Raw genomic sequence first — 16146 nt, forward strand, 5'->3', positions numbered from 1 at the left:
ATTATTCCTTAAGCGTAAAGTTTTTCTAAGCGTGTATAGGCGCGCGAAATTGCAGCTTCAACTTGAGCGGGTGCAGTACCGCCAATATGGTTACGTGCATTGACTGATGCTTCAAGTGTTAATGCTTTTTCAAATACATCTTCAGAAATCAAATCAGAGAACTGTTGCAATTGTTCAAGTGTCAATTCAGACAGGTCTTTCGATTCTTGAACACCAAGCGCAACTGCTTTACCGACAATTTCATGTGCATCACGGAACGCAACGCCATTTTTTACCAGATAATCGGCAAGATCAGTTGCGGTTGAGAAACCGCGTAGTGCTGCTTCACGCATGATTTCAATATTAGGTACAAGTGCAGGAATCATGTCGGCAAATGCCATTAATGAGCCACGAACGGTATCAATGGCATCAAATAATGGTTCTTTGTCTTCCTGGTTGTCTTTGTTATACGCCAACGGTTGACCTTTCATCAGTGTAAGCAGACTCATTAGGTCGCCATAAACACGTCCGGTTTTACCACGGATCAATTCAGGGACATCCGGATTTTTTTTCTGCGGCATAATTGAAGAACCCGTACAGAAACGATCCGGAATGTTCACAAACTTGAACTGAGCAGATGTCCACAGAATCATTTCTTCAGACATACGTGATAAATGCATCATAATGAGGGATGCAGCCGCATTGAATTCAATCGCGAAATCACGGTCAGAAACCGCATCCAGCGAGTTTTCACAAACGGCTTCAAAACCTAAAAGCTGTGCTGTGTATTCACGTTCAATTGGATAGGTTGTACCAGCCAATGCAGCAGAGCCAAGTGGCAAACGATTGACACGTTTACGGCAGTCAATTAGACGTTCAGAGTCACGTACCAGCATTTCAAACCAAGCCATCAAGTGGTGACCGAAAGTCACAGGTTGTGCAGTTTGTAGATGAGTGAACCCAGGCATAATGGTTTGGGTGTTTTTAGCAGCCAAGCCCAAAATACCTTTTTGTAATTTTTCCAGCAATTTTAAAATCGCATCAATTTCGTCACGCACGTATAAACGAATATCGGTTGCAACCTGGTCATTACGGCTACGGCCAGTATGGAGTTTTTTACCTGTAATACCAATACGCTGAGTCAGACGAGACTCAATATTCATGTGGACATCTTCCAGGTCAACACGCCATTCAAAATTACCCGCTTCAATGTCCGCTTGAATTGCGGTTAAGCCAGTGATGATGTCGTCACGTTCTTGTTCGGTAAGTACGCCAACTTTTGCCAGCATGGTTGCATGTGCAATAGAACCTGCAATATCTTGTTTATAAAAGCGTTGGTCAAATTGTACAGATGCTGTAAATTCAGCAACAAAAGCGTCAGTAGCTTCGGAGAAACGACCGCCCCACATACCCGAAGTTTGGGTTTGTGACGGATTTGAGGAATTAGAAGATGTGGTCATGTCGGCTCAATAAGATAAAAAGCATTAGAACTAAAAACAGTATAACAAATTCAGGTTCACTTGCCGAAGGACAAGACGAGCAAAGTTTTGCTGATACACATGGAAATAAACCATACGCTTATTTTTTTACGAAAATAGGGCGTTGGCAACATTTAATCGAATTATTTATTGCCAGTAATATTTTGGCGATGATTTTAGCTTTGGCAGAGGCGCAATCATGGGCAGGCTTAAGTGTAGGGCGTTTATTGCAGTATATGTTGTTCATTAACTGGGTATTGCTGGCTTTTGTTGCATTGGTTGAGCTGTTTCAAAAAAAAATACAGCATTTAGGTTTTGGGCAAGCTTTAGTGGTCGGCTTCATTCTATTGCAGATTATTGTTTTATCGACCACCGTGATGCTAAATGCTGTGATTTATTTCGGACAGAATTTTCAAATATACAATTTAAACAGCGACGTTTTATTCGATGGGGTGATGTTGCATCTGAGCTATGGCGTACTAATTGGAACATTCTGTTTTCGCTATCTGTATTTGCGTGAACAATGGGCACGCCAGCAAAACAGTGAGCTACATGCACGTATTCAGGCCATGCAGGCACGAATTCATCCACATTTTCTATTTAACAGTTTAAATACCGTGATCAGTTTAATTAGCATTGATCCAGATAAAGCAGAACAAATGTTACTGAATTTATCACGACTATTTCGTGCAAGTTTTAAAGAACTTAAACTGGTACGCTTAAAAGATGAAATTGAACTGTGTCAGCATTATTTAGCCATTGAACAGATTCGTTTAGGTGATCGTTTACGCGTAGAGTGGAAATATGACGATGAAGTACTCTTTTCTCAGATACAAATTCCATTATTAACTTTACAACCTTTAGTGGAAAATAGTATTTTTCATGGAGTTGAAAAATTTTTAACTAAGAGTACGATAAGCATATTGGTGGAAGTATTGCAAAATCAAGTCAATATCGTTATTACTAACCCTTATAAACAGGAAAAAATAAATTTAAGACAAGGAAATGGTATTGCAGTTGAGAATGTGAAACAGCGTCTAGAGGCTTATTATGGACGGACTGTGAGCTTTCAGACATACGCGGGAAAGGGAATGTTTACCACAGTTGTGCAATATCGATATAAATAAAAAATCATAGTTAACCTATAAAAAAAATCATGGTAACTGTGAAAGGAGGAAAAATGGACATCCTGATTTGTGATGATGAACCTCTCGCGGTAGAGCGATTATCACGTTTAGTCACCCAACTGGGACATCAAGTGATTGCAACTGCAACGCATGGTCAGCAGGCGATTGATATGGTTCAGTTTTATGAGCCAGATGTGGTACTTTTAGATATTCAAATGCCTGAAATGGATGGGTTAAGCTGTGCCCAGTATTTGCGCCAGCTAGAGCCTATGCCAGCGATTATTTTTTGTACTGCCTATGATGAACATGCTTTGGAGGCATTTAAGTCGCATGCAGAAGGCTATCTATTAAAACCAGTGATGCAACAAGAATTACAACAGGTTTTAGATCATTTAACCAAACTGACTCAAGCACAAATGAGCACTTTAAAACAAAAAGAAGATATGAACGAACTCAATATAAAACGCCATCAAATTGTGGCAAAAACCTACCGTGGGGTAGAGTTGGTGCCTGTAGAAAATATTTATTATTTTTTAGCAGACCAGAAATATGTCACGGTACGCCATAAAAATGGCAGCGTACTGATTGATGAAACCTTAAAAGACCTGGAAAATGAATTTGGCGATCAATTCGTTAGAATTCATCGTAATGCATTGGTTTCAGTGAACTTTCTGGATGGTCTCGAGGTGATTAGTTCGGGGCAGTATCAGGTACGTTGTCGTGAATTGGAGGAACGTCTGGCCGTCAGCCGACGTCATTTGCCCAATTTAAGAGAACGAATACAAAAAATATAAATCTCTTTTGATGATTGTGATGAAAACAACTGTGCAAATTCACTTGCATTTTCAAGTCAGCGCGTTAAGTTTACAATAACGCACTTACATTGACTGTTTCTAAAATTTATGAAGATTTTGAAGATTGCAACTCGACAAAGCCCGCTTGCATTATGGCAGGCTGAACATATTCGTGCCCGTTTAGAGGCATTGCATGCTGATCTTAAAGTTGAGTTGGTGACCTTCGTCACTCAAGGTGACAAAATCCTGGATACGCCTTTGGCAAAAATTGGCGGTAAAGGTTTATTTGTTAAAGAGTTAGAAGCAGCATTGCTAGATGGTCGTGCAGACTTGGCCGTTCATTCCATGAAAGATGTACCTATGGCTTTACCTGAAGGTTTAAGCTTGGCCGTAATTTGTGAACGTGAGGATCCTATGGATGCTTTTGTCTCCAATACCTATCACAGTTTTGATGAATTACCGCAGGGTGCAAAAGTAGGCACGTCAAGCCTGCGCCGTAAAACCCAGATTTTAAAACAGCGTCCTGATTTGAATATTATTGATTTGCGGGGTAATGTTGGTACACGTTTATCTAAGCTGGATTCAGGTTTATACGATGCGATTATTTTGGCGAGTGCGGGTTTAAAACGCCTAGGCTTGGCTGAGCGTATACGGCATAACCTGAAACCTGAAATTAGTTTACCTGCAGTTGGACAAGGTGCACTCGGTCTCGAATGTCGTGCGACAGATCAGGTGGTACTTGGTCTTATTTTACCGCTTTTACATGCTGAAACTGATGTTTGTGTTCGTGCAGAACGCGCTTTCAATGCCTATTTAGAAGGCGGTTGCCAAGTGCCAATTGCAGGATATGCAACTTTAAATCAAGGGCTACTCCATATAGAGGGTCGTGTGGGAAGTGTAGATGGTGTAACGCTATTGAAAGCCAATCTCAGCGGCACTCCAGAACAAGCTGAGCAGCTGGGGGTCAGTCTCGCGCAGAAATTGCTTGAACAAGGCGCGGGTGATTTGCTTAAAGCACTTTATTAACATGTTGTTTATTAATACCCGCCCTCAAGACCGTGCAGAAAAATTGAGCCATGCCTTGCGTATGGCTCATGTACCCGTTTTGGATTTGCCTTTACTGGAATTGGTCGCTCGACCTTGGTCAGAGCCATTGTCTAAGTTATATCCGCAATTATTTTCTGCACAGGTGATTGTGGTGGTCAGTCCTACTGCCGTTCAAGTGGGGATGGATTATTTAAAACAGGCAGGGATGCGTCTTGATCAACTGCAGCATATCCAGTGGATTGCGGTAGGTGAAACAACGGAGCAAGCTTTAGCAAACTATGGAATTGCTGCTAAAGTTCCTTTGGTTGAAACATCGGAAGGAATGTTGCAACTTCCAATACTTAAAAGCATGAATGCTGGCACCTGCATTGCTTTTTGGCGCGGGGAAGGTGGTCGTCCATTAATGATGGAGCAGTTAAAACAGCAAGGCATGCATATTCTAAATTTTATTTTATATGAGCGCCGCTGTCCTGTCCTTACTCAGCAGAAGCTTCCAGATATATTGCCTTTATTAGAACAACAGCACCAGTATGCTATGGTGGTGAGCAGTGAAGCGAGCTGGCTAAACTGGATTAAGTTGATGCAGGGGCAAGATGCGATTATTGCAAAAGGCTATTATTTTGTTTTGGGCGAGCGCTTGTATCAAGTTGTTTCAGATTATAAAAAAAACCAACAGGCATGTTTTAATATCGCGCGATTACCCGATTTAAAAACAGATTCAATTTTGCAGCAGCTTATTGTTGTGCAAGGGAACACATGAAGAAAATTCTCATTTTATTACTTATTTTAAGTTTGCTCTGGATTATAAAATTAAGTTATGACGTATTTAATGTCTCTGCACAACAAACAGAATTAATCAGCAGTTTGCATCGTATGGAACAAAACAATGCAAATTTAAATGACCAACTGGTGGCTTTACAGCGTCAGGTAAATGTTGAAGTTGGGACAGTAGCGCAAGGTGCTCAAACAGAGCATGATTTAAAAACCATTGAAGCAGCAAGCCTTGATCCGGTTGTAGTGATTAAACAGCAGCTGGATTTGATTGAATTTATGCTCAAGCAGCAAAAACTGGATGAAGCTTTAGATAAATTAATGTATTTAGATCGCAATTTAGAACAATATGCTTTAGCACCTTCACTAAAACAGAGTTTGCATCAGGTCATTGCGAAAGATCAGCAAGTGATTCAGCAATTTGCCAGTGCGCGTGTGGCACAGCAGACAAAAGTAGATGGATTAATACATCAGCTGGATCAGGCCTTAACTCAAGAAATAAATATGCCACAATTAAGTTCAAGCCCACCGCAAAGTAAGCATTTTTGGCAACGTTGGCTGGTGATTGAACCGGCAAAACAACCTGCTATAGCTTTAATGCAACGTCCATTGATTTTAAAAGAGGCGCAGCTCCGATTATTATTGGCGCATCAGGCTTTACAGCAAGGTCAATATTTAGAATACCAAGAATCGCTGACTGAAATTATCCAATTGTTAAATCAAATCCCGGATGAGAAATCACGCCAACTGATTCAGAATATCCAAAAAATAAAAGGATTTACTATTATTCCTACGCCAATTTTAAATACACGTGCATTATTGGGGTGATGAATCAATGAAACAGGTTTTACTTGCTTATGCTTTTATCAGCTTGATTGTCATTGCCGCACTGAGTGTATTAAGTTACGGTTATGGCGCAGGATATGTGTATTTATATTGGCGAGAATGGCAAATTCAAACTAATATCTGGGTGGTTTTTGTTTTTCTGGCCTGCTTGAGTTTAAGCATTCAATTGTTGTGGTTATTAATCAAGCGTTATTTAAAAAGACAACAAAGAAAGTTAGAAACTGTTTTTAATTTTAAAAATTTACATCCTTATGAACAGCTGGCTGTAGTGTGGTTATTAGAAGCGGCTCAAGATCAACATGAATTTATTCAAGGGGTATTTTCCCAATCGGGTTTATTAAAAGGCATTATTGGTTCCCGATTGTATTGGATGCAGCAGCAATATCCCCAGGCTCTTGCGATATTAAATCAAAGCAATGCCATGGCATTTGAATTGGCTGAAATACAACGCATTGAAATTTATCTGGCGCAAAACGAGGGTGAGCAGGCATTAACCCATCTTGAGTTTTTAAATCAGCATGAACTTTCGCCGTGGTTAAACGATGTAAAAAGTGCTTATGATTTACGCTTGACAGCGTTATGGGGTAAGTTTGCTATTCAATTTCCATGGATGTATTTGCGTTCAACTAAATATGGTCATTTAGGCGCCGAAACCAAACAGGAATGGTTGCAACAGTTATTATTTGATTTTGATCAAGCTGATGTTGAAGATTTACAAAATTTACAACAACGTTATTTAGACTTGCAAGATCAAATTTATAGTCGTAATTATGAGATAAAAACTTTATGGTTGAAGGTATTATCTCGTATGCCAGAAATGAGTCAGCAACATGAAGACTTGGCATTACATTTGTTAGATGAGCAATTTAATCAAGACATTTTTTATTTATGGTTCCAGCAGCAATTGTTGAAACAAAACCCCGATTATTTAGGGGTTGAGCAACGAATTGACTATTGGGAAAATAAATATCCTTCTTTGCCAGTGTTTACTTTTGCAAAATGGCACATATACGATGCGACCGCACGTTATGCGGAAGCTGAAAAATTGCTGGAATTATATCCAGATAATGTGATGATGAACTATTTAAGAATTAAATCTACTTTAAAAGGTCAGGATGATTTAATTAAACAATTAAATTTAATATTTGAAAATAATGCAAATTTTGTTGAAATAAAAATATGAGGCTCAGCTAATGTTAACCCTATCGGATTATCCTGTTATTCATGAACAGCCAGTCGCCTGGGGAGATATGGATGCCTTTGGCCATGTAAATAATGTCATGTACTATCGCTATATCGAAAGTGCCCGCATTCGTTATCTGGATGAGCTTAATATTTTCCAACATTATGTTTATACAGTAGTTGCATCAAATCAGTGCAAATATATTCGTCCGGTATTTTATCCAGACCAGCTTAAAATAGGGGTACGTGTTGAGGAAATGCGTAATAGTGCTTTACGGATGAGTTATTTATTATGGAGTGAGGCACAACAAACTGTAGTGGCATGGGGCGAAGCGGTTATTGTGTGTGTAAATAAAGAAAATATGAATAAAACAGAAATACCTGCGGTGATTCGGAAAAAAGTAACTGAAATTGAATTAAATGTGCATCATTTGATTTAAAAATATTTAAAGCAGATACTCTATAAACATTAAAGAAATGTATGATCTGTTTTAAAGATTATTGTTATCTAAAAAATTATATTGAATGTTTTAGATAATAAAAATATTATGATCGAGTTTTGAATAAATAAAATATAAAATCTATTTAGGAGTTATTATGATGCCAGATATTAGTAATTTATCTGTTGAACAGTTAAAACGCTTACAAGTTGAAGCAGAAGCATTAATTGTTTCTAAAAAAGATCAAGCCGTTGAAGATGCCTATCAGCAAATTTTAGATATTGCAGAGAATGTAGGTTTGTCGATTGAGCAAATTTTAGAATTTGGCACAACAAAACGTAAAAAAAGCACCCGTAAATCTGTAGAGCCGCGCTACCGTAGTAAACAGAATCCAACTGATACTTGGACGGGTCGCGGTAAACAACCACGCTGGTTAGTGGCTGAACTGGAAAGTGGTGCGAAACTGGAAGACTTCCTTATCTAATTATAAAGTTCATGAGATTGTCATGCAATTGGATTAGGCTAAAAAAACCAAGCAGATATGCTTGGTTTTTTTATATCTTTGAATTGGCGTTGTGGAAAAAGTATGCATAATATGCATATAAAGATAATATCGTGGCTCAGGGAAGAAGAATAGATATGTTGGTCGTGGTGGGATGATAAAGAAACCCAAATACATCAAGTGGTGGATCTTTGCCATAATCGTTTTTTTTATGTTTGTATTACTCCAAATTCCAGCGGCTTGGCTCATTTCAAAATTTTATAAAAACAACCAGGTCTTGCAAAATGTAAGCGGTAATATTTGGCAAGGGCAAGCAGATTGGCATAAAGGAAATCTAAGAGGATCGTTAAGTTGGAAAACACGGCCATTGGATCTGTTTTTGCTGCGTTTAGGGGCGCATATTGAAGTCCATAGTGGGCACACCCAGCTTGATGGGGTCATAGGATATGGCTTGGGCAAGAAAGTCACGCTTCATGATTGGAATGGACAAATTGCACCTGAGACCTTAAAAAATATGGTGGATTGGCAATGGCCTGCAAATGCCATTCAACTCCAGGATATTGATTTTAATTATAAAAAAGAGCAGGGCTTTTCCCAGGCAGACGGTCAGTTACAGTGGGCAGGTGGTGAGTTGATTTATACCTATGCCCAGCGACAGGATCGAATGAATATGCCGTCATTGAAAGGAAAGCTTTCAGATGAAAATAACAAGTTGATGTTCGATTTTCGTGACCAGCGTGATCAAAAGCTGATTGCTTTAGAGCTGGATCAAAGCTTGATGCTTAATGTGCAATTGACCCAACGTTTATTGATGAATATTGCTTCCTATGACGGTAAAGCAGGTTTAGACACCTATGTCATTAGTTCACGCCAACCTTTATTTAAAGGTGGTTTCTAATGAATGAGTGGATTGAGAAAATTCAACAATTGAATTGGAAGCAAGCTGATCGTGCTGCACCGATATTACTTGCATTATTAATTTTATATTTATGCTGGAAGTTGGCGAGCATTTTCTGGTTATTGATGGCTCCCCCTCAAGTGATCCAGTTAGAACGGGTCGAATTAGGTTCACAACAACCACAAGTCCCTAATATAACTTCATTTGCATTATTTGAAGAAGTTGGAAAGAGCACTGCTACAGACGAGAACTTAAACCTGGTATTGCAAGGTGTAGTGATGGGTTCTCCAAGCCAATTTTCATCTGCGGTTATTAAAGTCAATGATGTGGCAGATCGCTACCGGGTAGGAGAAAGTATTGATACTACCTCTTACCAGTTGGCTGAAGTATATTGGGATCGCGTGGTACTCCGTCAAAATAATGGTACCACCCGAGAGTTAGCGTTTAAAAGGATTGAAAATGGATTGGATCAATCGATTGTTCAGCCTGTAGTGAATGCGCCAAACTCAAATAATCAATCGAGTCAAACCAATCAAGCGGTGCCGAGTCAGGAAAATAATGCTTTGGGGCAAGCAGTACAAAAAATACAGGAAGACCGGGAACAATATTTAAAAGATATGGGGGTAAATGCGGCTAGTGGGGGATATGAAGTGACCTCAAGAACTCCGGCCGCATTACGCAGCAAGCTGGGTTTGCAACCGGGTGACCGAATTATGTCGTTGAATGGACAGACTGTGGGGCAAGGGCAAAACGATGCTCAGTTGCTGGAACAGGCGAGACGCGAAGGTCAGGTTAAGCTGGAAATAAAGCGTGGTGATCAGGTGATGACCATACAACAGAATTTTTAAGTGATGCATTGTCACATTTTAGGATTAGGAAGCACGAAATTTTATGGCTTTATTTAATCATCATCGTTCAGTTTGGACCTTATTTGCAGCTGCACCACTGATTGCTATGGTGAGCACTGCAAGCCATGCACAGACATGGAAAATTAATTTACGTGACGCTGATTTAACTGCATTTATTAATGAAGTTGCCGATATTACAGGGAAAAATTTTGCTGTAGATCCACGTGTACGTGGCAATGTCACGGTCATTTCCAATAAACCCTTAAATAAAACTGAAGTTTACGATTTATTTCTGGGTGTATTGAATGTGAATGGCGTGGTGGCTATTCCTTCCGGCAATACCATTAAACTGGTTCCTGACAGTAATGTTAAAAGCTCGGGTGTGCCTTTCGATAGCAAGCACCGTGCTACCGGTGATCAAATTGTGACGCGGGTGATTTGGCTTGAAAATACCAATCCCAATGACTTGATTCCTGCGATTCGTCCTTTGATGCCACAGTTCGCGCATTTATCCGCGGTCGCTGGAACCAATGCACTGATTGTTTCAGACCGTGCAAACAATATTTATCAGCTTGAAACCCTTATTCGTAATCTGGATGGTACCGGACAAAACGATATTGAAGCGGTAACGCTGCAATCCAGTCAAGCGGAAGAAATGATTGGTTTACTTGAGTCGATGAGTTCCACCGGCGCAGCTAGAGATCTAAAAGGCTCGCGTATCCGTATCATTGCTGATACTCGGACCAATCGGATTGTGCTGAAAGGGGATACTGCAACGCGTAAGCGTATCCGTCAAATGATTGAAATGCTGGATGTACCTGCAGCAGATCGTTTGGGTGGACTTAAAGTCTTTCGATTAAAATATGCCAGTGCTAAAAATCTGGCGGAAATTTTACAAGGATTGGTCACTGGTCAGGCGGTTTCAAGTTCATCAAATTCGAACAATTCATCATCGAACCCCAATAGTGCGATGAATAATCTCGGTAATAGCAACTCGAATAATTCAAGCAGTGGTTCATCGAATATATCGACCCCCAGTATTAATTTAGGCGGTGGGTCGAACAGTAATAATCAAAAGAGCATCACCAGTTTTAATGGTAATGGTGTCAGTATTATTGCCGATGACAGCCAAAATGCGTTGGTAGTGAAAGCTGATCCGCAATTGATGCGTGAAATTGAATCGGCCATTCAGCAGCTCGATATCCGTCGTCAGCAAGTACTCATCGAGGCGGCCATCATTGAGGTTGAAGGGAATGATGCCGATCAACTCGGTGTTCAATGGGCTTTGGGTGACTTAAGCAGTGGTATTGGCTTGATTAACTTTGATAATGCAGGGGCAAGTCTGGCCAATCTGGCAGGTGGCTATTTAACCGGAGGCGCGGCAGGATTAGGTGCTGCGGCGGCTGGCCTAAAAGGAACTTCACTGATTCTTGGCGATTACAAAGAAGGCAGTGATGGATCTCGCCGGCTTTATGGTGCGCTGATTCAGGCACTCAAAAGTAATACAAAATCTAATTTGCTCTCTACCCCTTCTATTGTGACCATGGATAATGAAGAAGCCTATATTGTGGTAGGACAGAACGTCCCCTTTGTTACCGGTTCTGTGGCCACGACTACCGCCGGCATTAATCCATATACCACGGTTGAACGTAAAGATGTCGGTGTGACTTTAAAAGTGGTGCCGCATATTGGTGAAGGCGGCTCGGTTCGGTTGGAAGTCGAACAGGAAGTTTCCGCAGTACAGGCAAAAGGTGAAGCGCAGGATCTGGTCACCAGTAAGCGTGCCATCAAAACCTCAATTTTGGCTGAGCATGGTCAGACCATCGTGTTGGGCGGTTTGATTTCCGATAACTCGATTCATGGTCGTCAATCTGTACCAGGATTGGGCGCTCTTCCGGGAATTGGACGTTTGTTCAGATCGGATGTTAAATCGAATGAAAAACGCAATTTACTGGTCTTTATCCATCCCACCATTGTCGGTGATGCTAAAGATGTGAAGCGCTTATCGCAGCAGCGTTACAGTCAGTTGTACAGTTTACAGTTAGCCATGGATCAGGATGGGACGTTTGCCAAGTTGCCGGAGAACGTTGAAGATATTTATCAGCAAAGACTGCCAGTTACGCCTTCAGCTCCTAAAGTGTCGGATTATCAAACGGTACCATCAGGTGCACAGAGCCAGTCCAATGCCACTACGATTAGCACTCCTGTAGCGATTGAGCCTGTGGTGCAACGGCAAGTCATTCAGGCCCCTCAATCTGAGGTTGAACGAACTAAAAATACCGTAACCACGACCACGATTCGATCAGGTTCTTAACAGAGGATGTAAAGACTTGCAGATTTGCCGTGATATGATGAAAAAAAATCGCAAAGAGAAGTGCATTTCATGACTTGGAAAATACAAGCAATTACCGGTGAATTGACGGGACAAGAAATTAGCATCGACCGTGATATGGTGGTCGGTCGTCATCAGAGCGCAGATATTGTATTGCAAGCAGCGGAAATTTCGCGCAAGCATGCGGCTTTCTTGCTAAAAGACCAAGCCTTGTGGGTACAGGATTTAAACTCATCTAACGGCACATTCCTCAATGACTTACAGATTGAACATGAAACCTTGTTAAAACAAGGCGATATTATTCAGTTTGCCAGTTTAAAATTTTCAGTTCTTGAGCCAGCTAAAGATATTGCGCCTCTTGTGATTGAACCCGTTGAAGTTGCAGCTGAATCTGTAGTAGCAGAAACAGAAGTGATTCCTGCTACTGAACAGCCTTCGGAAGCTGTTGCAGTTTCTGAAACAGCAGCCGCAGAAGCGGAGGAAGCATCGAAAACAGTTGCTCAACAAATGAATGAGCAAGGTATGCCTGAGCTGAAAGAGCGCGATAGTAATGTTCAGGTCAGTCGTGATGGTATGCCGCAAGGCGTTGCAATCCCGAAACCTGCGCCTATTCCGGAAGGAATTGATATCACAAAAGCACAGCCTGAACCCCAGCCTGTTGCAATTGAAGAGCCAGTATCCCGTGTTGAGCTGGAAAAAAACGAGCAGAAAAATGCATCGGTTGGCTTAATGACCATTATTGCCTTGATTATCCTTGCAATTATCGCATGGTTATTATTTAAATAAGGGTGCGCTCGACCTACAATGAAGGCATGCAATCGCATGCCTTCATTGTATGACTGGATGTTGTTGTGTGAGATGAATCAAGAGAGGAACAAGATGTCTGTAGCAAACTTGGCAAGTCGTGAACTTATTTTATTTGACTTGGATGGCACATTGGTGGATTCAGCATCTGATTTATATCGCGCCATGAATATGAGCCTGAATGTTTTGCAATTACCAAGAGTAACTGAAGAGCAGGTTCGCACCTGGATAGGTAAGGGAACCTCCCTTTTTTGTCATAGCACGTTGCAGTATTTAACCGGACAGGTCGATCCGGCTCAACATCAACAATTATTAAAAACCTTTTTAGAGATTTATAATGCTGAACCCTGTGTGGATACCCAACCTTTTACTGGGGTGGTGGACTTCCTGGACTGGGGTTTAAGTCAGAACAAGAAAATGATCTGTGTGACCAACAAACCAGAGCAACCTGCGCGCATCATTGTCGAAGATTTGGGCTTAAGCAAATATTTTGTCGATGTGATTGGCGGTGACCGCTTTGAAGAACGCAAACCGCATCCACGCCAGTTACTGTTCTGTGTCGACCAATATGAGGTCACTGCGGCAGAAACTTTAATGATTGGTGACTCGAGCAATGATGTAGAGGCCGCACGACGCGCAGGAGTGGATTGTATTGTGGTTAGCTATGGCTATAATCATGGGGAAGATATTCGGGATTGCCAGCCACAACAAGTGGTCGATGATTTAACAGAATTACTCGCGTAAAATTTAAAAGTAAGGATATTGGAATGAGAAATTGTATGGTTTTTCGATGGCGACATGAAGTCAGATAATACCAAAACCAACTTAAACCCGCCCATCTCGAAAACATAGAGCATACTCATGACCACTCAAACTCAATTCGACAGCTTAAAATCTGCTGGTTATAACCTGATTCCTGTTTACCGTCAGCGTTTAGCGGATACCGAAACACCGCTTTCCGTGTTTGCACGTTTTAAAGATCATAGCCAGGCTTATTTATTTGAATCGGTTGAAGGTGGTGAAAACTGGGCGCGTTATTCCATTATTGGCTTAGGTGAATCCACAGTTTTTTCATGTAATGAAAGTGTTTTAACCATACAGCAAGCCGATGGTTCAATTGAAACCCAAGCCTGTAGTGATCCATTTCAATACATTCGCAACTTTCAAGCTCAGTTCCATGTGCCCACGCAACAGGACTTACCCGCCTTGCCGAGCTTCACTGGCGGTCTGGTGGGTTATTTTGGCTATGATGCAGTGCGTTATATCGAACCGCGTTTAACCAATGTTCCAGCAGCCGATCCAGTCGGATTGCCTGATATCTGGATGATGCTGTCTAAAACAGTGATTGTATTTGATAACTTAAAAGACACGTTGTTCTTGATTGTGCATGCAGATGTGAATGATCCAGATGTCTACACCAAGGCCCAACAGCAATTGGATGACTTGGAAGCCGTGCTGGCTCAACCGATTAGCCTTCAAGCGAAAAAGCATACCGCGCCGCATTTTGAATCGCTTACCGGTAAAGAGAAATACCTTGAGACGATTGAAACTGTGAAAGAGTACATCCGTGCAGGCGATGTGATGCAAGTCGTACCCGGACATCGTATGGTGTCTGATTTTGATGGTGAGCCATTGCAGGTTTATCGTGCGCTTCGACATCTCAATCCATCTCCATACTTATTCTTGGTACAAGGTCAAACCCTGGGCAATAAAGAACCGTTTCATATTGTCGGGTCTTCCCCGGAAATTTTGTCACGTCTGGAAAATGGTATTGCCACCGTTCGTCCACTGGCAGGTACACGTCCGCGTGGCAAGACCAAAGAAGAAGATTTGGCCTTAGAGAAAGATCTGCTTTCAGATGAAAAAGAGATTGCAGAGCATGTAATGCTGATTGATTTGGGCCGAAACGATGTCGGGCGCGTATCAAAAATTGGCAAAGTGAAAGTCACCGATCAAATGGTGATTGAGCGTTATTCACATGTCATGCACATTGTCTCCAATGTACAAGGTGAAGTTCGCGATGATGTCGATGCCCTGGATGTTTTTAAAGCCACTTTCCCGGCAGGTACATTGTCGGGTGCACCGAAAATCCGTGCCATGGAAATTATTGACCAAGTCGAGCCAGTCAAACGTGGAGTTTTTGGTGGCGCTGTTGGTTATTTAGGCTGGCATGGGGAAATGGACATGTCGATTGCCATTCGAACCTGTGTCATTCGTGAAAATAAGGTCTATGTACAGGCAGGTGCAGGTCTTGTGGTGGACTCAAACCCTGAATCTGAATGGAGTGAAACGCAAATAAAAGCTCGCGCAGTGATCAAAGCGGTTGAATTATCATCAAACGGGTTGATTTTATGAGTTTTTGATATATTTTTTGAAAAAAACACTTGCACGGATTCTAAGTTTTGCTAAACTGCACACCGTTCCGATACGAAACGTACGAAACACTAAGAAACGCCGGCATAGCTCAGTTGGTAGAGCAACTGACTTGTAATCAGTAGGTCCACAGTTCGAATCCGTGTGCCGGCACCATCTTAGAGGTTTGAGTTGTTAAGTTGAAGACTGACACTGAAATAAGTGTATGTGGTGAGGTTCCCGAGCGGTCAAAGGGGGCGGACTGTAACTCCGCTACGAAAGTTTCGAAGGTTCGAATCCTTCCCTCACCACCAATTTAAGAAATTCGATACAGTGTGGTTGTGCCAATAATGCGGGAGTAGCTCAGTTGGTAGAGCGGCAGCCTTCCAAGCTGCATGTCGCGAGTTCGACCCTCGTCTCCCGCTCCATCGAATATTTTATTGCTCTTATAGCTCAGTGGTAGAGCACTCCCTTGGTAAGGGAGAGGTCTCCAGTTCAAATCTGGATAAGAGCTCCAGATATACAGTTTAGTGACTTGTTCACAACGTTTTAAAAAAAGCAGGCTTATTAGTCTGCTTTTCAAGTATTGGGTATTTGTTTTTTTTAGGCGACCTGTCGAAGCTGCGTTGTTTAAGACCGTGTTCGACGTAAACGAGGAAGATCATCATGGCTAAGGCTAAGTTTGAACGTAATAAGCCACACGTAAACGTGGGTACAATTGGTCACGTCGACCATGGTAAAACAAC

Annotated in this window: 15 protein-coding genes, 4 tRNA genes and 1 pseudogene; 19 read left to right on the plus strand and 1 reads right to left on the minus strand. The window is 41.5% G+C overall.

Annotated features, from left to right (window positions below; genetic code table 11):
* Window positions 1-8 precede the first annotated feature (8 nt).
* Window positions 9-1439 (minus strand): argininosuccinate lyase, encoded by a 1431-nt coding sequence (gene argH, locus AY606_RS13260; RefSeq protein WP_067869554.1) that lies wholly within the window; start codon window positions 1437-1439, stop codon window positions 9-11.
* On the opposite strand from argH, the gene AY606_RS13265 reads away from it, so the two are divergent.
* From AY606_RS13265 to AY606_RS15880, 19 genes and pseudogenes are all read left to right on the plus strand, one after another.
* A complete protein-coding gene (locus AY606_RS13265) occupies window positions 1430-2584 on the plus strand; it encodes a sensor histidine kinase (RefSeq protein WP_067869557.1) in 1155 nt (384 codons plus the stop codon). The genes argH and AY606_RS13265 overlap by 10 nt on opposite strands.
* Before the next feature lie 53 nt (window positions 2585-2637).
* The gene (locus AY606_RS13270) at window positions 2638-3378 is read left to right on the plus strand and encodes a LytR/AlgR family response regulator transcription factor (RefSeq protein WP_067869559.1); all 741 of its coding nucleotides are present in this window, start codon (window positions 2638-2640) and stop codon (window positions 3376-3378) included.
* Between the two features lie 108 nt (window positions 3379-3486).
* Window positions 3487-4404: a hydroxymethylbilane synthase gene (gene hemC, locus AY606_RS13275; RefSeq protein WP_067869561.1), complete on the plus strand. Its 918-nt coding sequence runs from the start codon at window positions 3487-3489 to the stop codon at window positions 4402-4404.
* 1 nt (window position 4405) lies between these two features.
* The gene (locus AY606_RS13280) at window positions 4406-5185 is read left to right on the plus strand and encodes a uroporphyrinogen-III synthase (protein WP_067869564.1); all 780 of its coding nucleotides are present in this window, start codon (window positions 4406-4408) and stop codon (window positions 5183-5185) included.
* Entirely contained in the window at window positions 5182-6024 is an 843-nt protein-coding gene (locus AY606_RS13285) for a hypothetical protein (protein ID WP_067869567.1), read from the plus strand. The genes AY606_RS13280 and AY606_RS13285 overlap by 4 nt, the downstream gene beginning before the upstream one ends.
* Before the next feature lie 7 nt (window positions 6025-6031).
* Window positions 6032-7225: a hypothetical protein gene (locus tag AY606_RS13290; protein ID WP_067869617.1), complete on the plus strand. Its 1194-nt coding sequence runs from the start codon at window positions 6032-6034 to the stop codon at window positions 7223-7225.
* Between the two features lie 10 nt (window positions 7226-7235).
* Entirely contained in the window at window positions 7236-7664 is a 429-nt protein-coding gene (locus AY606_RS13295) for an acyl-CoA thioesterase (RefSeq protein ID WP_067869569.1), read from the plus strand.
* Between the two features lie 157 nt (window positions 7665-7821).
* Window positions 7822-8148, plus strand: coding sequence for an H-NS histone family protein (locus tag AY606_RS13300; protein ID WP_067869572.1), 327 nt, complete (start codon window positions 7822-7824; stop codon window positions 8146-8148).
* A gap of 172 nt (window positions 8149-8320) precedes the next feature.
* A complete protein-coding gene (gene gspN, locus AY606_RS13305; RefSeq protein ID WP_067869575.1) occupies window positions 8321-9064 on the plus strand; it encodes a type II secretion system protein N in 744 nt (247 codons plus the stop codon).
* Complete coding sequence (locus tag AY606_RS13310) at window positions 9064-9912, plus strand: type II secretion system protein N (RefSeq protein ID WP_067869578.1); 849 nt, start codon at window positions 9064-9066, stop codon at window positions 9910-9912. The genes gspN and AY606_RS13310 overlap by 1 nt, the downstream gene beginning before the upstream one ends.
* Before the next feature lie 43 nt (window positions 9913-9955).
* Complete coding sequence (gene gspD, locus AY606_RS13315; protein ID WP_067869581.1) at window positions 9956-12226, plus strand: type II secretion system secretin GspD; 2271 nt, start codon at window positions 9956-9958, stop codon at window positions 12224-12226.
* 69 nt (window positions 12227-12295) lie between these two features.
* The gene (locus tag AY606_RS13320; protein WP_067869584.1) at window positions 12296-13030 is read left to right on the plus strand and encodes an FHA domain-containing protein; all 735 of its coding nucleotides are present in this window, start codon (window positions 12296-12298) and stop codon (window positions 13028-13030) included.
* 93 nt (window positions 13031-13123) lie between these two features.
* Window positions 13124-13792 carry a phosphoglycolate phosphatase gene (locus AY606_RS13325; protein WP_067869587.1) on the plus strand — a complete coding sequence of 223 codons (669 nt, stop codon included), beginning with the start codon at window positions 13124-13126 and terminating at the stop codon, window positions 13790-13792.
* A 117-nt stretch (window positions 13793-13909) separates the two neighbouring features.
* A complete protein-coding gene (gene trpE, locus AY606_RS13330) occupies window positions 13910-15403 on the plus strand; it encodes an anthranilate synthase component I (protein WP_067869590.1) in 1494 nt (497 codons plus the stop codon).
* A gap of 98 nt (window positions 15404-15501) precedes the next feature.
* A tRNA-Thr gene (locus AY606_RS13335) sits at window positions 15502-15577 on the plus strand.
* 53 nt (window positions 15578-15630) lie between these two features.
* Window positions 15631-15714: transfer RNA gene (locus tag AY606_RS13340), tRNA-Tyr, on the plus strand.
* Between the two features lie 38 nt (window positions 15715-15752).
* Window positions 15753-15828, plus strand: a tRNA-Gly gene (locus tag AY606_RS13345).
* A gap of 14 nt (window positions 15829-15842) precedes the next feature.
* Window positions 15843-15917 (plus strand) — tRNA-Thr (locus tag AY606_RS13350).
* Between the two features lie 149 nt (window positions 15918-16066).
* Window positions 16067-16146, plus strand: a pseudogene (locus AY606_RS15880) (hypothetical protein); the annotation flags it as partial.

Origin of the sequence: Acinetobacter sp. SFB, from assembly GCF_001647545.1 — a bacterium.
GTDB lineage: Bacteria > Pseudomonadota > Gammaproteobacteria > Pseudomonadales > Moraxellaceae > Acinetobacter.